Here is a 20,892-nt window from a genome sequence, read left to right as displayed (position 1 = left end):
ACTGATACATCATATTCCCTCCCATCTACTAGCCATATTATTTTTGCTGTTTATCGTTCCATATCAAATGAATAATCTATCTCTTCTTCGTCTTCGTCAAAAGTCCAAGGTTCCCGACAGTTTCTCTACAAACATCTCATATTGTTGAAGTCGTTCTAGTAATTTGCTCTCTTTATCCATTTTTATGCCATTCCTCCTTTTTGTTTTTCACATTTGTTATGCAACCCTCATACATAAATAAATTTATAAGTTTTTGGTGGTTTTTACTTTTTTTAAAGTTGACTAGCCAAGAGGCTGAATAATCGGCCTCTTTTTTATTTTTTATACAAGCGAACATTCCTTTTTTGAAATTCTGGTGATCTTCTGCTTTAACATCTATCTTTTATTTAGAGGTATATGGGGCGAGAGTGTCCCTATAATATTTTTGAAGGAGGAGTTTGTATGGCAGGCAAAAAGACTGTAACAAAAATGGATAAGGCAATTATCGTAATGTCGAATACCAATGCAGAATTGATAGAGCCAATAAAAATGTATATACGAGACATGTTCCCTAATCTTAACATTCGCACCCGTATGTGCAGCACCCAAGCCGCTTTTTATGAGGCCTTTTGTGAGTTTCTTGCGGAAGAAGAGACAAATTCAAAAGCGCTGCATGTACTAATAGGAGATTATGAGAGCTTTACTCCTAACATGATCAATATGTTTAAAAAGTTTGCTCCTTTTGTTTGTCTTGTTGACGTTAGGTTTGACGCAGACAGGGTTAAGAAATACGCAAGCCCTGACGAGGTGGCGTTGGTTCAAATACAGCACAACAAAGTACAGCCGGCAACACTGGCTTCGAAGAAGAGGTTAGATAAGTTTTTAGCCAAGTCTGTGTCCAAAATATTGTCAAAGGCCAGTCAAAATAAGAAAACAGAGGAAAAGTCAATAAGTCTTTGTAATCAGGATTATGACCAGGATTATGACATTGGAATGTTTGATGGGCGTTAGGAGGAAGGCACCGATGATGCAGTACAACAGAGAAGAATCGCCAGTTGTCATATTTGTTATGCCCTCTGTGTGGGATTTGTCTGCAGGTCTGCTGTTGTATGTGCGGCATGTTCAATCTGGTGTTGCTCCTATAGTAATTGACGGCAGGTGTCCTGATGTTTGTATCAGCAGTTTTGTTAAGAAAGGGTATAGGTGTATTGGTGTTGGAACAGATCTGAATAGTGTAGATGGAGTAGAGCATGTATACGCTCAGAAGTTTTTAGAGCTGGCAGTACAAGAAATAACAGACCCTGCATTGTCTTCTATTGCTCAAGCAGGACTTGAATTCTTGAGGGGCAGTATAAGCGACACATCAATGAATATAGGGGCGTATTTCAGTCTGCTTGGTATCTCTGGCGTAATTGAAGATCCTAGAAATATAAACGCCTTTTTTAGAGAAGCAGTAGAGGAGCAGAAAGCAGTTGTTGAACAGTCCGTCAAAAAAATCGTAAGGGCGAACAACAATGCGTTGACTATCAGAACTATGTCTGACTGCAGTCTTTTGGAAGACAGTTTTTTCTGCGGTGTACTGCGAAGTCGTTTAAATAATCCTATGGTGATAGTTTCTAGGCACGCCTCAAAAATTTATGCCATTCCCTCAGGAGACCGCAATGTTTTCTCCCTCTTTTTAGAGAAGTCTCAAGGAGTATCCCGTTGGGAATTTGATCCTATTACCTTTATATATAAGGGTGCTCTGCGGGGCAGGAGCAAAATTAAAGAGAAGCTGATGGAAGCATATCAGGCAAGTGTTCAGGAGTTGTCTGTTGAGGCTATTCTATCCCCTTATGGCCTTACTCTTGCCATATAACTTAGGGAGGCAGTAAATCATAAAAAGGTCAATAAAAGTCAACGTTTTTACACCCTTTTAACCCGTTTATTTCATGTTTTTTAGATATGGTGTTAATATATAGGTGTGCCTGAATGCGTAGGTGCTATAAACCCAGTCAGGAAGCGGATTTATAGAGATTGTTCAACAATATTTCACTGTATAAAACTACATGCTTTTATACAAGGGTTTATACAATACGCTTTTTACAAGAGTAGGGCAGGTAGAGAAGAGAGGGAAGTAACAATAAAAGAAATGGTGTAGGTGGTTGATATGAGGCAGCAGAAGAAAGATCCTGCGTGTTGTGCGGTATGTTATGTGAGAGTCAGTACTGATGAACAGGTGAAAGAAGGAGTTTCTTTGAGTGCTCAGGAAGAGCGAGTACTGTCGTACTGCCGAATGCATGAGCTTCATGTGGTTGAAGTGGTCAGGGAAGAAGGTGTTTCTGGAGGAAAACCTCTATACCTTCGTCCTGCTGGTGTGGCTATACACAATCTGATCCTACAGGGAGCAGTCAAACATGTTGTTGCTTACAGGCTAGACAGGCTGTTTAGAGACATCATTGACGCTTTGAGTATTACTAAAGAATGGGATAAGTTAGGCGTCTCTCTACATCTAGTGGACATGGGAGGACAGGCGATAAACACCAATACGGCTATGGGGCGGTTTTTTATGTCTACTATGGCAGGAGTAGCTGAGCTGGAAAGAAATCTTATAGCCGAACGCATAGCCATGTCTATGAAGTATAAGAAGAAGTCATATCAAATTTACAGCAGAGTGCCTTTTGGCTTTAAGAGAGAGGGAGATGCTTTAGTCCCCGATCCTAAAGAAATAGAATGGGTAAAATTTATTTTCGAAAAACGCCAAGCTGGCTGGTCTCTCCGTGATATAGCAAGCTGGTTGAATGTGATGAGAGTTCCTGTTAAGGGCAAGGGGAAAAAATGGTACGCATGCACAGTCAGATACATCCTCCAAAATGATCTATACGAGGAGTTTGTAGACCAGACTAATATAAAACAGGAAGCACCGTCACTATTTTAACTTTTTTTCTTCATCCCCATTTCCTATTTATATTTTTGGTTTATAAATGTGTCCTATAATGTAGCTTATGTTACATTATGGTTTATTTTATGTTATTTATAAATTAAGTATATGAAATGTCTATGCTTCTTATAAAAATAGCGGGAGGGAGAGCCTTCAGCCATCTGACTGAAAACTCTCCCTCCCAAAGCTCTTCTGCTCGTCGTCCTATATATTATATAGTGTTGCTGCGTACTGTTGTCAAGTGCATGTAATTTATCTGCCGTCGTAAAATACTTCTCTTTCGCTTGAAGACGGAGAATCGTATATGCGAGGACTGTTAAAAAGAGGCACCACATTTTTCTGAACCTTCGGTCTTGCTGTAGTGACCTGAGGCTGTTGGACTTTTGGCGTCTCTTTAATGGAAGAAAAGTCGTATATTGGAACAGTACGGCTTTTCTGTACCTCTTTGTATAAAGGAATGGTCTTAATGTGCTGTTTTTGAATCTCTTTTTTCAGCTTCTGCATTTCTTTAACAACATCATTATGTCCCAGTCCCAGTTTTTTGCAGACCGAAGTAAGTAAAAACCTCAGTTTTTTCAGTCCTCGGTATTCTTTCTTCAACAGTTCTTCATTTCTGAGGCATATAAGGGCCAATATCTGTTCATATTCTTTTTTGATTTTTTTTGCTTCCGGAGAGGATTCAAATAATCTTTTGTACTTTCTAGTTTCCTCTGTTTCGATAAAGCTGTTGATTGCATGCAAGTCTTTTTCTTTGAGTTTTTCATAGTGGTATTCCCTTAAAAATTGCGTGAAAGCAGCTTTGATAGCTTCAAGCTCTTGCTGGCTCTTTGCTTCCGATATACGCTGAATCACCATAGCCTTAAAGACATCCATAACTATGTCGTTTGCCAATTCCCTTTTCAGGTTAGGGCTGTGTGCTTTAGGTATCTCCAGCAGTTTCAGTTTTATCTTCTCTCGTGTCACTCGTGCGATATGCTTTGTAGGAACCATATTGTAGTGTTTGAGGACCTCAAAGTCTGGATCTTGGTTGATGCGGGCAAGAATATTTCGCCCTATCGCGCTTTCTATTTCTTTTATTTTTAACTTGTCTTTTGCCTCTTGGATAATATTTCTAGCTGTGCTCTGCTCCACTTCTCCAACGAAATCTCTTTTAATATTGATCCCATAATCTTGAGGCGTAAGCCGCTTGACAAACTCATTAGGATCAGGTGTATCTATTACCTCCTTTTCTCCAAACATACGGGCTACCAATCTAGAGAGCAGCCCCATTTTTGTTTTTGTTGAGGCTTTTTCTCCAACAGTCTTTTCGTAGTACTGTTCAAATCGCTCCAAACTTTCCAAAAGAGGCGTCTCTACAAGGTTTTCCTGCAGCTTCTCCCGTAAATTCTGAAGCATATTATTTCTTAAATATTCTGCGTAAGCGTCTACTGCACTATTCGTTCGTGTCTTTATGCTTGTATAAAACGCCGAAGTTCCCATTTCCACCAAATGCTCCTTATTTTTTTTATTAGCGCCCATTTCTTATACAACCTCCTTTATTGTACAATAATTTACCCGTTGAAAAAAATAATATAGAGGGCTACTAATAAATATATAAGTCTTAAGATATTTGTCGCATAAAAATAAAGCCCAGCATTACGCTGGACTTTAAATCTCGTATTTTTTTCTGGTTGTCTCCTACTGTAGCTCAATGTTCTTTTTTTTAGGCGCCTTCTTGATGAGTTTTACAATAACCATACCGCTTTGGTATCTTGCCTCACATGTGGACTCAAAGTCAACAAATTCATCTAAACATACCTTAATCTCCGCTTTTTTACGATTGTCTGACAGCCCCACAAAAGGCGAATCATACAGAACAACGTTTTGCGGAAGTGTTATGTCCCTCTCATACTCAATGGTGAGATATGCTACCCCATACCTCTCTTCCAATGAAGCCACTAATGTTTCTTTTTTACAGTTGATGCACGGAATGTAAATCAACACATTCCCGTCTTCTGTTTCACTCATGGCTTCGTGTGGAGCAATATTCTCTTCTGGAAGCATTAGGTTCGCTAGCTGAAACAAGAATTCTGGCGCTTCTCCTCTTTCCATGTCTTCTTCCCCCTTATATCCATACTGTTGTTTTCTATAACAAAAGATATAAGTCATCGGTTTTTTTACGCATGTTTTTGTTTCTGACTTTTTCTTACCTTTCTATGACTGCAGAAACATTGTTTTTCTGCTGCGCTTGCTGTACAAGTTGTTGCGTAAGCTGTTCTACATCCAATTCCTTCCCTGTCCTCGCCGATATAAGTCTCACACACTTTTTGAGCTCCCGCAGCACTCCTTCTTGTTTGGGACGGACGTACCTCTCCTCTATTGCGTCTGTGTCAGCCTGAGTCATGTGTATAAGCACATTCATACAGTCGTCTTTGTAATCACACCAGTTGCAGAATTGAGTGTCCATCTCTCTCATATCCAAATCAACAGGACTTTGTTTTGCCAGCGTGGAATATGCCTTCTCTATTACCTCTTCTATATGCTGAAACCTCTCAGTAAAAGGGAAGATGGCATATTCTTTATTACAGAAAGCTTCTGGGTCCACAGCATCGCTTTGAACCCCTTTGTTAAACGCAAACACTGCTCTGCTTTCGACATTCATCCCTTTCGGGAGTGCTGATTGATACAACAGAGTTTGTATGTCATATTCCGGTTTCTGTACTGCGATGCTGGAGGAGCATATCTTTGCAAAAACCCTGCTGTTCATGGTCTTTACATCGCACATTACCCATGAATTTTCTTCGCCCGTGTAAACTGGAAAGCTGTCTTGTCCTGCTGTTATCCTGTCCCAGTTGCTAGGCTTCAGCAATATAAAATCATAGTGTCCTGTCAGCACCCCTCCTCTTCCTTGATTATCAAAAATTACATATATAAAACCCTCTTTATCACCATAATTATGTCTAAATACCCAACCGTCCTCCGCCAACCAGCTAACATCTTTCTTCCCCTTAACTTTTGCCATATACCACCTGCCCCTTGATACAGGTTTATCTGTCAAGATCTCATACTGCTCAACATACTCATTGAACGGAGTCTCCCCGTTCAATAAAACGCTCCCGTCTTTATCAACATACAGTAGAATTTCTCCTCCACCTATCATCTTCTCTTCTATCATGTTCCCTATATTGAAGATACGCTGCCTTTCATCAGGAATTTCATAAGTGATGCCCAAAGACTTCAAAAAACGCTTTATTCCACACCGCTCTCCAATATCCGACGCTCTTACGCTAGGAACATTGGTATGAAGGACATGAAACAAATTGTCTACTCCTTGACTCCTGCGAAAAGCAGCCTGTTGCATGTCGTGGTAGCCGTAAATGGCAAAAGCATTGATCCCCGCCGGCTTATTTCGCAGCACTTTAATGTTCTTCACGTAAAAAATATCTGTATTTAAAGGCAAACTGGAAACAGCTTTGTCTAGGCGTGTCTTTCGCTGTTTGCTGTTTTTCTTATGCTCAAAGAGCAATTTGTTGGTGAAAACTTCGCTCATCGCTCATCGCTTCCTCCTCTTCTTGTGTTTTATGTCAGTGACTATAAAGATATAAGAAATTCGGTTAAAAAACTAAAAATTGCACTACACGTCCGCGAATTCATAATAATATTCATATCTTGCATGAGTAGGCATAGAGATTTCATGTATCAGCGACAAGAATTTAGGTTTACGCAGAAGTACGGTAGAGCTTCTGTCGATAATCTCCTGAATGCCTTTTTTGTCTGACTCGTGCAGAAAATTCATCTTAACAGATGGACAAGCGTGCATACATAAATATGCTCTGTATGCTAGTTCTTCCGTAAAAATGCTCCCAAAGCGGGAGATACCTATGTGAATTATGTTCTTGATAAAGGAGTCTGTGTCTGTCTGTAAGGTCTCCATGCTTGTTTTTAAGACAGGAATAGATGTCTCTGACGCTTTCATAAGCCGGTCGAATGATTCCCATGGCAAATCGGAAAAGTTTTTATTGTAGTAGGCGTAGACTTTCAGAGGGCTTACATACAGAGAGATAATTTGACTTCTCCCTGTATGGGATCCCACCACATTCTTTTCTTTAAATGCAGTATGCCCAACAAATCTAATAGGCTCAATATATCTTGGGTGGACGCAAATCCTGTCTTTGTGTATTTGACTTCCAATGTGTTTTATTCCCTGTTTACTGAAATTTGCCAAGCTCTGTAGAGGAGGCAAAGCAGGCAGAAGAACCGCTTGATATGCCTGTATTATATTTCTAACCTCATGTGTTGTAGTTGGAGCACTAATTATCTGCATAAAAAACACCCCTTCCCATGTTTTTGTCTATTTCTTTGGCGGTGTTTCTTCTAGCTCGTTCAGGTCTTCGTCACTCAAAGCCTGATTATGCCTCTCGTCAAACGTGTGAGAGTGCAGATCTATTCCCGCCATTGCGTTGTGAAATACTTTCTGTATATCTGTGAGGCCTTTCTTATTTTTTCCTGCTGTTGCCCCCGACGGGGAAAGGCTTCCTCCTGTAGATGGGCCTGTTTCCCCTGCTGCTCCAGTATCTGCTATAACTATCGGAGGAGCCTGTTTTTTCATATCCTGTGCTCTCTGTATCAGTCTAGATGCTCCCGACGCTGCCCCTGCTGCTGCTCTGCCTATACCGTAGTACGACAGCGACATTGCCGAAGGGATCGCTCGTCCTGCTGTTTTCGTAATGGCAGGAGCTATAGTCGCCAAGAGCGAAGTCAAAGCCAGACCAGACATTTTCTCTGCAAGGTTAGGCAGGTCTTTGGCAACGTAAAGGGACGAAAGAGCAAAGATGGCTGCAAACAGGATATTCACACTACCTGAAGCCCTCAGAAGAGTGAGTATACCTAAGGAATATATGACCGCTGACGAAAAAACTCCCCACAAAAGCAGTCGTATGAAAGATTTAAACCACCCTGCAAGATATTCTCTCATAGGATCCCCTGCAGAATAGGTAGTAACAAATCCCATAGCCATACAGAGACCTCCAACCAGTACCGTGATTGCCAAAAGAACATCTCTTACCACCAACATAATCATTATGCAGGCGTATGTAAGCCATTGGAAAAAGGATAGCAAAATCCCACTTATATTTAACCATATTCCGCCGTCTTCAATATTTGTTGTAGCGTACTCCCACATTAGACTTACAATTGTCTTCTGTGACTCATGGGAACAGACAAAATTTGATACGTAGTTTGCCATAGTAATAGCTCCACTTACCCATTGCTGGTAAGTCGCGACTAAAATAAAAAACAGCATAAACCGGGGAAGTATATGGAGGACAGATATCCTCATGCTTTCTTCAGTTCCTAAAGCATAGTGGTACATAATTACCGCCAACTGTACTACAAAAAAGACACAGAGCAGCAGAAGAGGGACTTTTACCTCAAACATGGAAAATATTTTTTGTACGTCATTTAAAATGTCTTCAATATAAGCCCAATCAATAGAAGACATTGCCCCGTCTGCGACCTTCTCTGTATCAGTCTCATCTTCATAAATAAGTCCCTTAAACGTATCGTCCTCAAGGGTGTAACTGGACCATATTGCCTCATCTGTCTTTTTCTCCAATTCCGCATAAAGTGACGCAAGCCCCGTAAGATTGAAGCGGATTTTCCCCAACACAAAGCGTGTTATAGGCGTATCTAAAGAGCTTTGATACATACTGTTTCTAAAACCTGATGCCAATGCGTCTGATGCAGTAGCCGTATTGCCTACATTGTTTTTTATTTCTTCCAGTGCCTGAGGATCAGGCAGGACAAGCACCTCAGACATATTTAGAATCTTCTCGGTATCTACTGCAAACGCCTCCTGTCCCACCAAAACCGCTAACATGAGCACTAAAACTGCCAAAATACCTGTCGCACTTTTCTGCGCCATCTTGAGATTCATACACATCGCCTCATTTCCCATGATGCGTTTCCTCAATTTTTATTCAACATAGAACCAATCTTTGAGGCAGCCTTTCCTCCTCCGAACGCAGCAGCCTGTGTAAGAGCGGATTTTCCAACAGAAGCAGGTCCCATCGCAAGTCCAACAGCCATACCGGTAAGCACAACGCCAGAAAGGCTTTCTGCGATGTTGGGAACACGGGTCGCTCCCATTACATAGGCGACACATATTACGATGAATATGAGTGGCGAAGTATCAAGCCCTATTGCCAATAGAGCAATCAATATATATGCATACACTGCCGCCAGCGGACCATATAAGAGGAAGGTAAAACAGCCCCTTACCCAACGCCCAATATACCCTTCACAGGAAGGAAGAAGTGAAAGAACAAAGACTAAAGGGCCTACAATTGCAGTTATAGCCATCATAACATCACCTAAAAGCATCAATATAAACAGCGTTGCAGCAGCTATATAGAAGGCCACTGCACCTAAAATATTGGTCAAGAAAGCAGAAGCATTGCTCCTGATAACGCCCCACAAACTGACATCAGGATCAATGTTAGCCAAAGCCATTTTGGCATGCAGCATCTGTGTAACCAGATCACCTATATCAATATCCTTGTTGACAATCATGTTCCGCAGAGCGTCACTCATGTGAATCCCGCCGAAGATAAGACTCTTCAAGTGGAAAATAATTATGAAAATAAGCCCTGTCTTGATGATTGTTGTAAAGAGTTCGTGGCTGCCCCGGGCATCATTGCCGACAACAATCTTGTACATGCCGAACCCCAGCCTAATCACCATAAAGAGAAAGAGAAGATACAAAGAAGCGGTCGCCATGCGGTCAAAAATAGGCTTATCAAGCAGATATGGCTTTGCTTCTGCTAAAAAGCTCCCAAAAGCCTGAAAACTTTCAGCTTTCTCTGCAAGGAGACCGTACTCTTCCAGTTTGGCTTTGACCTCCTCTGGCGTCATATCTGCAACCTTGTCTATCTCTTCTTTTCTGTCGGCCTCTAAATACACAGCAGCATAGAGGTATGAAAGAAGAACGTCTTTAAGGAGCGTTGGATCTCCCTGAATAAGGGAGATGGCTTCATCTACATTGTCAACCCCCCGTGTAAGAGCTCTAGTTATCAGCCATTGATTGGCAAAAATTGCCTTTTGCCAAAACGTCCTGTCGCCATCTTCTCTTAACTGTGCTTTTAACTGTTCATCAGATTTCAGGATAGCAGTCTTCAAAGTGTCGTATAGGTCTATAGGTCCGTAATCATCAGTGTCACTAGCATATGCTTTACCTCCCACCAGAAGTGAAAGCAATAAAACAAGACATATTAGATGACGGATTTTCATCAATACACCTCCTGATCCTCATTGTGGTATCTCTACATTCATTTACAAGTCTATAAGTTTTGTTCTCTTATACTCTTTTTTAGCGTGCTACAGCTACCTCCATCTCCGCAGCAATAGACGTGAGAGTCTTGACTTCTCTAGTCTGCCAATGTCCTCCTCCTGTAAAACCACCTTCAACTACTACCAAATCTCCGATATGATTCTTAATCCTCTGAAAATCCTTTTTGCCTATGGGCACAAACACCGCAGGAAATTTGCTTCCAAAGCGCCCTTCCAAAACCAAAGAAAAACCTCCTTCTTTGTTTTGAAAAACCTGATTGACATACCCTCCTATGCGGAGTTGTCCGTCTGTACTTAAAAAAGACAACTCATAATTCTGTCCATTTAATATTTTTTTCTTTGCCATATAAAATTCTTCTGCCCAAATATCCACCTGTTCTTTAAACAACATATCCCTTGTGAGTATTACTCCTTCGCCCAATACCTCACGTTCCTGTTCATAAATAAGCGACCGGAGATATCTTTTAAACACAGCATCGTCAGAAGCTCGCTCAGATAGTGTTTGAGAATATTGACACAAACAATCAACAACCTTGCTGAAAATATCTTCAATAAAACCCTGAATGCGACTTACGTCCCAACTCCTCTTTAACTGCATGCGGCTCCGCAATTTGGACACTGTGAAACCAAACACAGCAGTAAAGAAGTCCCTGTCTACCTTCAACAGCTCCTTGCGCACCCACTCTTCAGTAGACATAGAACTCTTTTTGAATACTCCCATCATTTTGGAGAGGGCCGCCACTAAATCCTTAGGCATAGATTCTGTACTGTTGCACATCAAAAGAGCGGTTCTGAAGCCAAGAGGAGAAACGCCACGTTTTTGAAAATCATCTTTAAATAAATAATCAAAAAAACCTCCCATAAAAGCGGCCGCTGCTTGTTTTTCAGGGATAGCCTTCCCTCGATGATCCACAACCATAAACATAGCCAGCTCTTCCAAAGACTTCACATCAGAAGGAATATTCTTCAGGTTTTCCAGTTTGCCTCCTGCAAAACCCTTGATGAAGTTCAGTCCCAATATGACTTTCCAACATTGATTACTTTTCCATACTTCTGAAGCGGACAAAGCTATGCCGCCAGCATCCCTTACAGCCCTAGTGCTGATTGCCTCTTCCGTACTCTCATTAGGAAGAACCATAGGATACAGTACTGTGTGCCACGCTCTTACTTCCCTAAGAAATGTCGCAAGTTCTTCCCTTTTGACCTGCTGCCTTTTAGAATCCAGAAAAGCAGCCCAAAAGACCGCAGGCCTGTTTGCTTTATACCAAGCAGTAGCGAAGGCCAGAAAGGCATAAGCCATACTGTGAGACTTATTGAACCCATACCCTGCAAAATGCTGAAGAACCTCAAAGGTCTGTCGTGCATCTTCCTCTGTATATCCCTGTTTTACCGATCTCTCTACAAAAGTTTCCATTAAAGACTGCATGAGTTCAGCCTTTTTCTTCCCCATAGCGCGGCGTAGGAGGTCTGCTTCACCCAATGAGTATCCTGCTACTTCCTGAGCAATTCTCATGACATGCTCCTGATATATCGGAAGGCCATCAGAATCAGAGGTAATGCCTTCTATCACCGCATTCATAGACTGAGGGAACAGAGCTTGACCGCTTCCTGCACTTCGCCCGTATTTTCTGTTGTTCACAAACGTATTTGTGATGTTGGAGGATAAAGGACCAGGGCGATACAGGGCGATCAGAACAGAAAGGTCCTCGATATTTTGAGGGCTTAAAGCACGCAGAAGTTTTCTCATACCTGAAGAAAACATCTGGAAAACACCTGTAGTATCTCCTGCCTGCAGCATATTGTAGGCCCTGTCTACTGATTCAAGAGAAATATTGCTGTCTACGTACCCCTCGTCTCCGTAGTTCAAATACATGTAAATATCGTCAGGAGAAGGCGTCTTCCGGTCAAATACTAGCGCATTTTCATAAGTCTTTCTAAGAACAGTCAGTGTAGAAAGGCCAAGGATATCCATCTTGACCAAGTTCATATAGTCTATGGCGTCCATGTTGTACTGGCAAATAATCTCGTTATTCAGACGGTAAAGAGGAGCATACTCAATGACATCTGGAGGAGCTATTACCACACCACAGGCATGTTTTGAATAGTTTCTTATCCTGTTGGATAGCTTTGTGGCAAGGCGCAACACATCTGCCTTGACACCAGATTCCAGCTTAGCGAACCCTTGAGCCACCTGCATCAAGGTGTCATAGTCGTACTCTTCTGTCTCATCAACCTGCGATGACACGTAACGGACAAAACTATCTCCTATACTGTTAGGGCCTACATCATGCCCTAAAACCCGCATGGCGTCTCTCAAAGCGGCTTTTAGGTGCATTCTGATGTAGTTGGCTATTGGGACAACAGCATTTTCTCCATACTGCATCCTCAAATAGCCTATAATTTCATCTCTCCGCGCGTCTTCAAAATCCAGATCTATATCAGGCATATTGACACGCTCAGGATTCAAGAACCTTTCGAAAAGAAGTCCATGTTGAAGAGGATCTACCTGCGTAATCTCCAGTACATAAGCTAAAAGGCTTCCCGCTGCTGAACCTCTTCCGGGACCAACAGCAATACCCTGTTGGCGAGCCCAGTTGACGGCGTCCCAAACCATCAAGAAGTAGTCCTCATATCCCATTTGAGATATGACTGACAGCTCTCGATCTAATCTAGCCCTATATTCCTCTTTGTTTTTTCTTGTTGTTATCTTGCGTTCTAGCTTGTCTTTAGCCAAATCATGTAAAGATACGTCCAGACGAAGTTTGGGCAGGAGCGGTTTATCTAACGCTATTGGGAAATTCTCTACCCTTTCCGCTATCTCAACCGTATTGAGCAGAGCATCTGTATATGTTCCCCTCCACCGTTCCCACATTTCATCAGGAGAACGAAGAGAAAGATCTAAAGGTTTTCCCCACTCCGCTTCTATTGCCTCTTGCGTCGTCTTCATTTGTGCCGCCAAAAGAGCGTTATACCAACCTTTATCTTCCGTAAAATAGTGGCTATCGGTAGTCATAATGGTCTTGACTCCACAAGAATGAGCCAAGTCATAGAGCATTTGATTGAGTTCATACTGTGAAAGAGAATTAGACACCATGGCATCAGGGCCTGTGTCAATAAGCTCCACAGCAAAGTTATCTTTCAATAGTGCCTTCATGGTATCTATGAAACGTACAGCCCCCTCCCTGTCGTTGCGCAGCAGCATCTGCGACAGCTCTCCTTGAACGCATGCCGTAGAAAAAAATATGTCTTCGCAGCCAATTTCTTCCAACATAGACAGGGAAATACGAGGCTTTTTATAAAAATTGTCTTTGTATCCCAAAGACAAAAGACGGATAAGCGTCTTAAACCCTTTTTGTGTCAATGGAAGAGCTAAAAGATGATAATTTTCCTGTTGACCCCCGCCTGTAAACGATTCAGCGTACAACTCACACCCCATGATAGGCTTTATACCTACTGCATCGCACTGCCGCTTCAATGGCACGGCAGAAGCCATTATGCCGTGGTCGGTAACCGCCACAGCAGGCAAATTGTGGCTGCACGCCCAATTGACGTATTCAGAAATCATAATTGCCCCATCTAGCGAGGAATATTCACTGTGCACATGCAAGGGAATAAATTTAGATTTCAACCTGCCCCACCCCTCCGTTATTGAGTGCTATAAAAAATATAGTGTTTTTCAATGGGACTAAACCAGACTTATATCTTTAAGCAATTTTTTTATACAGGTCGAAAATGCAGATAAAAATATGTCTCACAAATATATTTATATGTGTAGCTGCACTAAATATGTGGCGGACGATCGGTAAAATTACGCCACACCATAGTTGTTTATCAGGACTCACAGCGCTATATACATGGTAAAGGAGGCTGAAAAATGGTTTTTGATATCAAAAACTCTTATGTGCTTGGAATTGACCCCGGTATATACGGAGCAGGGTGTATTGTGTCTCTGGACGGCAAACAGACAAAATGCTTTCTGCTTCCTATGCGTGTCAATACAGAAAAAACCAAGGTGTTGGACACCTTGAAGCTGTACAACACCCTTGAGAGGCATAAGGACAAGATATATTTCTGCATAGTTGAAAAGCCTATATATATGCCCCACCAAAGCGTCAAATCTACCTTCAAGGTGGGAGAGATATTTGGAGGTATAGTTGGCGTTTTAGATCTTCTTGAGGTTCCTGTTACATATGTTCCTCCAAAAGAATGGCAGAAAGGGGTTTTATATGACCGCACAGAGGCAGACATCAAAGAAAAGTCTATTGCTAAGGCGTTGGAGATAGTTTCAGAACTGCCTGTTACCCATAGGCACAAAAGAAGTGGTCTAGCAGATGCTGTGTGTATTGCTGAGTACGGAAGGCAGTTGTATCTCAGCAATTTTGTTCATCCACATCAACAGAAGGGGGAAAAGGAATTTGAATATGTTTTCGCTGAAGGCAAAGGAGGACTTTAATTATGTCTGGAGGGGTTTTGCAAAACTGTAAAGTTATTAGCCATGAAAATCTGCAGAAAAACGGGAATTTTCAAATATTAAGCGGGATTAAGTATGATCAAGATAAGCCTCGCTACGCACTGCTTCCGTGGGACGCTCTTGAAGAAGTCGCTAAGACAATGACATATGGTGCCAGCAAGTATGAAGAAAGGAATTGGGAAAGAGGAATGAGTTGGGACCGTCCATTTTCGGCCGCTATGAGGCATTTGGTGGCATTCTGGCAAAAAGGAGAAGATATAGACCCTGAGAGCGGGTGTTGCCATCTGGCAAGTGCAGCGTGCAATATTCTCTTTCTGCTGGCTTACCATCTGCGTGGCATAGGGAAAGACAACAGGCCGAAAGTGGGTATAACAGATTAAGTACATCAAGAATTAAAAGATTGAAAGGCGGACAAATAAGTCCCTATTAAGAGAAAGGAGAAGGTAACAATGGATATGAATATAGTGGTTTTAACGGGTAATTTGGCACAGGATCCTGATTTAAGGGTAACTGCATCAGGCAGTCATGTTGTTAATTTCAGAATAGCTGTCAACGGTAAGAGCGAAAAAGACGTTGTTTTTGTCGATGTTGTAGCATGGCAGAAACAGGCAGAGAATATAGCAAAATACTTGACCAAAGGAAGCAGGGTTCTGGTCCGAGGGGAGTTGACAACGAACACATACACGAATCAGGCCAATAAACGAATCTCCAAGCTCCTTGTGAAGGCAACACAGGTCCTCTTTATAGGAGCAAAGAAGGTTCAGCCATCGAAATCTCCTAAAGATCATAAGAACCACGAAGCAGCCAATTTTGATTTGGACGAATTGGATTCTTTTGATGAATTAGAGGAGGCGATAGAAACCGATGACATGTAAAACAAAGAGCAGACAGAAAGGGACAAAAAAAGCCCCAAAAAACATGATGTCTCCAATAGCGAAAGGGATAGACATGTCTCAATTTACTCCACAACAGCAGAAAGAGATAGAGCTGGGACTTAAAAAGAAGAAAAAGAAGAGAAACCCGATAGATGTATCGGTGTACGTCGATCCAAAATTTTCTGTATGGCAGATGAGAGTCATCAGAGAAGGATTAGAAGCGGGATTAGATGTTTCTCATTACGCTAATCCTGCGTTTGGTGTGGTTGAAATGTGTGTAATACGGGAGGGATTACGGAAGGGGCTAGATGTTTCTGTCTACGCAAAACCTGAATATAAATTCCTTCAGATGGAAGAAATCCGTATGGGATTGGAAGCAGGAATAGATGTGAGCAGGTATGCTGATCCAAAACTTTCTTGGCAGGAGATGAGGAAAATTAGAGAAGAAATGCTCACTCCTACTGAACCTGAAGAAATCGAGGAAGAGGAAGAGGAAATAGTGAAATAATTTTAATTTGCATCGTGAGGAGGGTAAAAGCTATGGAACTGCGACCGGATAAGCAGTATAAACAGATTGGATTTAATCAAATCCTCCGCCTCCACTGGCTGGAATATACCGCAAGTCTTATGTTAGAAGGTAAGACTCCTGAAGAAATGAGAGGCATTTTACAGAATACGTTTCAGGGAGGAGTTCCTATAAGATCTATGCTCATGAAGATATGGGTCTGCCCTCCTCATGAGCTGAAGCCTCTACATCAAGAAGGCCTTGCCTTATTAGCTGACCTCCCAAGAGAAGACCGTCTCCTACTTCATTGGGGTATGACTATGGCGGCATATCCATTTTTTAGAGCTGTTGCAACTCATGTAGGACGCCACATCAGACTCTACGGTATGGTAAGCTCTCCAACCGTTGTCCGGCGGATTATTGAGGAATATGGAGAACGGCCTACAGTTAAGAACGCTGTGCGGTGTGTGCTGCGTACTATGACTGATTGGGGAGTACTGCAGGACGCAGTGGTTGTAGGTTATCGTCGTCCTTCGGGCATATATGCAGCGGGACCTGCCCTGTCAGTAGACAAACCTGAAATTTTTGCATGGCTGACTGAAGCATATCTATATGCTCACAATGCAAACTCTGTGTGCCTAGACACAATATTGAATGCTCCAAGCCTGTTCCCTCTTGAGATAGATCCTGCCGTAAGATGCTATCTGAACCACACTTCTGAAAGGCTGGAAGTGCAAAGGCTCGGCGGAGGGCAACAAGAAGTCGTGTGGCTTCGCTGATATACATCAATACACAAATTCCCCCCTACTCCTTCTGGGAAAAGGTGTATGCCTAACATGCACCTTAAGATACAATTATGCAAAAACATAAGCCTATCATGTCAACTTGACGTGTTTGCTGTATGTTGCTATACCTTAGTTAGAAGGCAGTTAAACAAACAAAAGGAGGGCAGTGTTGATTATGACTGAAAAAGAAAAACGAATAATGGTTCGTGTTCCAGAAGACGTATATAAACGCTTTAAAATAAAAGTCATACAGAAAGATTCTTCTATACAGGCAGAACTGAATAAAATGATCCTCAGATATTTAGAGGAAAAAGATAAGGAGGGAGAATAGTGACTCGCTTATATCCATTAAAAATTATGAAGCCCAGACGGTGTCTACATAACAGCTACTCAAGACAGTTTTTGTACGAAATTGTTGAATGGGGTAAACATCTTCCTTGCGAACCTGGATTCTTCGAGAAATGGCAATGGATAAGCGGGGGCAAGACAAGATGTCTTTATTGGGCTCTTTACCCGTGGGGAGAAAAATGTGACAAGACAATTTTAGTAGTAAGAATATCTTCCAAATTGACAGAGTATCCAAGATATTTAGCCTACGAATTGGATATGCATATAAGCCAAGCAATTAAGATAGTGCTTGAACGCAGGAGACGTGTAGCAGCAGGAGACGTGTAGCAGAAGAAGCAGCGGAATGGTCTTAATGGCATTCACGAAACAAAAATAGCAAAATGGTTGACAGAGGAAGATAAAAACGGCGTGGCGGGAGCACCCCGCCACGTTTATCTTACAATACTCAAAATAGGGAGCTTCCTCCGCAGCTTATACTTCAGCTTTTCGGTAAAGGGAGCCTCTGGAATATCCTTTAGGGGCATATCGGCACCTGCAAGCCTTAATGCAGCCTCTGTATAGCCCTTCTTCACCGCCTCAGGGTATTTCATACGTCCCTCACCATAAAGAAGATCCTTCCCTTCACAAAGTTCGGCACTATACGGTAAATACCCTAACAGAGGAACACACAACAGGCTCTGCACGTTCTCTAAAGACAACATGTCTCCTGCACTTACCATATCTGCCCGTACCATATTTACCAGTACAGATACAGGCTTGGACAGTGATTGCGCAAAACCAACCACCTTGTCAGCGTCCCTGATGGCCGACATCTCAGGCGTAGTGACAACTACAACCTCATCGGCAGAATAAAGGCCCTGCTGAAACCCGCTCTCAATTCCCGCAGGACAGTCAAGAAGTATGTAGTCAAACCCGTACCTTGCCTGACGACACACCTCAGCGATCTCGTCAACATCAAACTCATCGGCAGTACAATGCTGTGCTGTCGCCAGCAGCAACAACCGCTTATACTTCTTGTCGTATACCAGAGCCTTATGGAGCGCACAACGCCCCTTGACTACGTCCCAGAGCGTAAACACTACTCTGTTCTCCACTCCCATAATAAGGTCCGCATTTCTTAACCCTGTATCCAGGTCAATGATCAGTACCTTATGCCCCAGTTTCGCCAGCTCTCTCCCCAATCCAACAGTAGACATAGTTTTACCTACTCCGCCTTTGCCAGAGGCAACTGCTATTACCCTGCTTGCAGTATTTTTTTCTGGCCTAGAATACACCTGCAGCATGTTCTTTTCCCTCCACAAAAACAACTGGTTTTACAGGAAAGACTTACGAGGCTTCCTTAAAAGACTCAAAGCCTTGTTGGTCTTCGGCATCGGCGGCTTCTTTTTATTCTCTGTGTCTTTCTGCTCCTTCGCTTCTTTTTGCCCCACAGCTTCACTACCGCCGTCTTGCCCAGCCGTCAGGTCCATGTTATTCATCCTACTGTAAAGCCTCTTCAAAAATGCCACAGCCTCCGCCTTGCGCTCCGGATCGGACAGAACTTGAGGAGCCAGCTCATCAATCTTTCTGATTACTTCAGGAGAAATATCGATATCCTCATCGTCTTCATCACCTGATTCTAACTTCTCTAAAATCTCGGCATATTCCTCAAGTACTTCTATAGGAACCCCGTCTAAATCCAAAAGATCAAAAGGATTCTCCTGCTGGAGTTCCATAGATTCCTCTTCACCTTCGTACATTCCCTTGGTACTCATAACCTGCGCCAGCCTTTCTTTTTCTACCTCGCTCACATAACCTTCCTCCCTTTGAGACTCGACAACCATCGCCATCGCCTGATCTAACGTGAGAATCGGAGTTATCTGTTTTGCCTTTATCTGCATGGAATTGTTGTAGGTATCCAAAGAACCCGTAACCTTGATAAAAGTCCCTTTCTGGAGGCCTTTAACCAAAGCTATAAGGTTTTGGCCGTAGACGATAGTCCGCAAAAAACACTTTCGTATAGTCTCGTCTTTCCCTTTTGTCTTCATCAAGAGAGCAAAAGTGGCGTAAGGGCCAAAAGCAGATTGATGGACTCTAATCTCGTTACTGTAGTGGAGGCGTCCCGTCACAGAGACCATGTTTTCATACATGGAAAGCTCCAACGCCCCATCTATATCAACAGAATCCATGCCCTCCTGCTGGAGGTCCTGTACGTCTTCTTCCTCAGAACTGTCCCCCTCGTGTTCTTCCTCCATCTCATCGTCATCAAGTAGACTGTCGTCAAACTCCTCATACTCTGAATGTTTCAACATGTCGTCATTAGCCATGTTCTAACCTCCTTTATCTTAAAACTATGCAAGAAGACACTCGCCTCTATAGGTGGTGGGTAGTTGACTATTATTGCTCAAAATATTCTTCAGACTTCAGTACTTCATTGGGTTCAGCTAACAAGTCTAGGAATTGCTCTATACGATATCTTTTTTGTTTATCAAATAGGTCTTTTAACTGCATATATTGTAAAAGTTTAGATAACTCTTCAACATTAGCCTGTGAACTACCCCCACTTATAGAAGTGGCAGCTTCGTGGTCAAGGTAACTTCTGCATATATTTTTGCAACATTCATCACCCACTTATAGAAATGGGTGACTTCTGTTGATGTTTATGTTAAAAATTCGTTCCCATACAATATCATTCTTTGTCTCACTCATAATTCTTCACCAGCACTTCATCAACTTTTCCTCTTTTGTCCGCTTTTGAATTAATTGTCCTATTAGCTTGGGCTATTGTTATATTATAATCTTTATACAGGTCCAAAATAAAATCTGTTGGTGAGTTTGAAAGTAGAAACTTTACACCCTTTTTATTTAATTTATCACATAATTCCTTAAGCCTTAACTGATCCTCCTTGCCAAACCCATTTATATTATATTCTGTAAAACTATTTGTATCACTAACGGGATCATAAGGCGGATCAAAATACACAAAACTATCCTCTCTTGCCCCCTTAACTGCTTCTTCAAAATCTTCGCATTTAAAAGTTATTTTAGCTTTATTAAAATAATTACTTACTGCTCTTAATGTAACTTCATTCACAATATTTGGATTTTTATATCTCGCATAAGAAACATTAAACTGATCTCGTGAATTTACACGAAACAAACCGTTATAACATGTTTTGTTTAAATAAATTATTCTCGCAGCTTTTTCTATGTTACTTAATTGCTCATACTTTCTCTTGTCTCTATCTAGTGCTCTTATTTTATAATAATATTCTTCACTATTTTTTCTTTCGTGCTTTTTTAATTCTTCAATGAGTTCTTCAACATGATCCCGAATTACTAAATAAACATTTATCAATTCCTCATTTATATCATTCACTACAGCCTCACTAGGTTGTAGTTCGAATAAAACAGCCCCACCGCCTAAAAAAGGCTCATAATAAGTTGAAAATTTCTCTGGTATATGCTTCTTTATTTCTTTTAGTAATTGCCGCTTCCCTCCTGCCCACTTCAACACAGGAGCAACATGTGGATTTCTTTTCATAATCTCACCTCGTTCTTCCCTTAATCTAACGTAGTCCTCGAAGGACTTAGGGTAGTCAACTTGAGCTTTTACAAGCTCCACCCTCTATAGGGTGGGGTAGTTGACATCAAAGTTACTCTTTCTTCCACTCTTTTTTCAGCTTTCCGTCCTGCCCATAGAC

Annotated in this window: 20 protein-coding genes; 10 read left to right on the top strand and 10 right to left on the bottom strand. The window is 41.9% G+C overall.

The annotated features are described in order from the left end of the window. Window positions 1–441: 441 nt before the first annotated feature. From V7Z69_RS08165 to V7Z69_RS08155, 3 genes are all read left to right on the top strand, one after another. The gene (locus V7Z69_RS08165) at window positions 442–990 is read left to right on the top strand and encodes a hypothetical protein (RefSeq protein WP_334139562.1); all 549 of its coding nucleotides are present in this window, start codon (window positions 442–444) and stop codon (window positions 988–990) included. Between the two features lie 13 nt (window positions 991–1,003). Beyond that, on the top strand, window positions 1,004–1,837 hold the full coding sequence (locus tag V7Z69_RS08160) for a hypothetical protein (RefSeq protein WP_334139561.1): 834 nt from the start codon (window positions 1,004–1,006) through the stop codon (window positions 1,835–1,837). Window positions 1,838–2,128: 291 nt separating this feature from the next. Further along, window positions 2,129–2,896: a recombinase family protein gene (locus V7Z69_RS08155; RefSeq protein WP_334139560.1), complete on the top strand. Its 768-nt coding sequence runs from the start codon at window positions 2,129–2,131 to the stop codon at window positions 2,894–2,896. Window positions 2,897–3,151: 255 nt separating this feature from the next. Here the strand turns inward: V7Z69_RS08155 and V7Z69_RS08150 are convergent, their stop codons facing one another. The 7 genes from V7Z69_RS08150 to dnaE form a co-directional block, all read right to left on the bottom strand. Next, entirely contained in the window at window positions 3,152–4,417 is a 1,266-nt protein-coding gene (locus V7Z69_RS08150; protein ID WP_334139558.1) for a hypothetical protein, read from the bottom strand. 159 nt (window positions 4,418–4,576) lie between these two features. Then, window positions 4,577–4,990, bottom strand: coding sequence for a hypothetical protein (locus V7Z69_RS08145; protein ID WP_334139554.1), 414 nt, complete (start codon window positions 4,988–4,990; stop codon window positions 4,577–4,579). A gap of 94 nt (window positions 4,991–5,084) precedes the next feature. Continuing rightward, complete coding sequence (locus tag V7Z69_RS08140) at window positions 5,085–6,428, bottom strand: hypothetical protein (protein WP_334139552.1); 1,344 nt, start codon at window positions 6,426–6,428, stop codon at window positions 5,085–5,087. A gap of 84 nt (window positions 6,429–6,512) precedes the next feature. Further along, entirely contained in the window at window positions 6,513–7,202 is a 690-nt protein-coding gene (locus V7Z69_RS08135; protein WP_334139550.1) for a hypothetical protein, read from the bottom strand. Window positions 7,203–7,229: 27 nt separating this feature from the next. Beyond that, the gene (locus V7Z69_RS08130; RefSeq protein ID WP_334139549.1) at window positions 7,230–8,813 is read right to left on the bottom strand and encodes a hypothetical protein; all 1,584 of its coding nucleotides are present in this window, start codon (window positions 8,811–8,813) and stop codon (window positions 7,230–7,232) included. Window positions 8,814–8,845: 32 nt separating this feature from the next. Then, window positions 8,846–10,165, bottom strand: a complete 1,320-nt coding sequence (locus V7Z69_RS08125) for a hypothetical protein (protein WP_334139548.1) — start codon at window positions 10,163–10,165, stop codon at window positions 8,846–8,848. A gap of 79 nt (window positions 10,166–10,244) precedes the next feature. After that, a complete protein-coding gene (gene dnaE / locus V7Z69_RS08120) occupies window positions 10,245–13,832 on the bottom strand; it encodes a DNA polymerase III subunit alpha (protein WP_334139563.1) in 3,588 nt (1,195 codons plus the stop codon). A gap of 267 nt (window positions 13,833–14,099) precedes the next feature. On the opposite strand from dnaE, the gene V7Z69_RS08115 reads away from it, so the two are divergent. From V7Z69_RS08115 to V7Z69_RS08085, 7 genes are all read left to right on the top strand, one after another. Then, window positions 14,100–14,678 (top strand): RuvC family protein, encoded by a 579-nt coding sequence (locus V7Z69_RS08115; protein WP_334139546.1) that lies wholly within the window; start codon window positions 14,100–14,102, stop codon window positions 14,676–14,678. 2 nt (window positions 14,679–14,680) lie between these two features. Further along, entirely contained in the window at window positions 14,681–15,076 is a 396-nt protein-coding gene (locus tag V7Z69_RS08110) for a dATP/dGTP diphosphohydrolase domain-containing protein (protein ID WP_334139545.1), read from the top strand. A 69-nt stretch (window positions 15,077–15,145) separates the two neighbouring features. After that, window positions 15,146–15,571 (top strand): single-stranded DNA-binding protein, encoded by a 426-nt coding sequence (locus V7Z69_RS08105; RefSeq protein WP_334139543.1) that lies wholly within the window; start codon window positions 15,146–15,148, stop codon window positions 15,569–15,571. Further along, a complete protein-coding gene (locus tag V7Z69_RS08100) occupies window positions 15,561–16,079 on the top strand; it encodes a hypothetical protein (protein WP_334139542.1) in 519 nt (172 codons plus the stop codon). Before V7Z69_RS08105 ends, V7Z69_RS08100 begins: the two co-directional genes overlap by 11 nt. A gap of 32 nt (window positions 16,080–16,111) precedes the next feature. Beyond that, entirely contained in the window at window positions 16,112–16,855 is a 744-nt protein-coding gene (locus tag V7Z69_RS08095; RefSeq protein ID WP_334139540.1) for a hypothetical protein, read from the top strand. Window positions 16,856–17,036: 181 nt separating this feature from the next. Then, window positions 17,037–17,192, top strand: a complete 156-nt coding sequence (locus V7Z69_RS08090) for a hypothetical protein (RefSeq protein WP_334139538.1) — start codon at window positions 17,037–17,039, stop codon at window positions 17,190–17,192. Between the two features lie 26 nt (window positions 17,193–17,218). Further along, entirely contained in the window at window positions 17,219–17,536 is a 318-nt protein-coding gene (locus tag V7Z69_RS08085) for a hypothetical protein (protein WP_334139536.1), read from the top strand. Between the two features lie 104 nt (window positions 17,537–17,640). Here the strand turns inward: V7Z69_RS08085 and minD are convergent, their stop codons facing one another. The 3 genes from minD to V7Z69_RS08070 all read right to left on the bottom strand — a co-directional run bounded on the left by minD (window position 17,641) and on the right by V7Z69_RS08070 (window position 20,813). Next, the gene (gene minD, locus V7Z69_RS08080; RefSeq protein WP_334139534.1) at window positions 17,641–18,492 is read right to left on the bottom strand and encodes a septum site-determining protein MinD; all 852 of its coding nucleotides are present in this window, start codon (window positions 18,490–18,492) and stop codon (window positions 17,641–17,643) included. Window positions 18,493–18,522: 30 nt separating this feature from the next. After that, entirely contained in the window at window positions 18,523–19,515 is a 993-nt protein-coding gene (locus V7Z69_RS08075) for a single stranded DNA-binding domain-containing protein (RefSeq protein ID WP_334139532.1), read from the bottom strand. 374 nt (window positions 19,516–19,889) lie between these two features. Further along, window positions 19,890–20,813, bottom strand: a complete 924-nt coding sequence (locus V7Z69_RS08070; protein ID WP_334139531.1) for a DNA adenine methylase — start codon at window positions 20,811–20,813, stop codon at window positions 19,890–19,892. Between the last annotated feature and the right edge of the window lie 79 nt (window positions 20,814–20,892).

Source organism: Thermovirga lienii, assembly GCF_036847465.1.
Lineage (GTDB): Bacteria > Synergistota > Synergistia > Synergistales > Thermovirgaceae > Thermovirga > Thermovirga lienii.
Note: the sequence above shows the minus strand (reverse complement) of the source record. Positions and strands in the feature narration are given on the sequence as shown.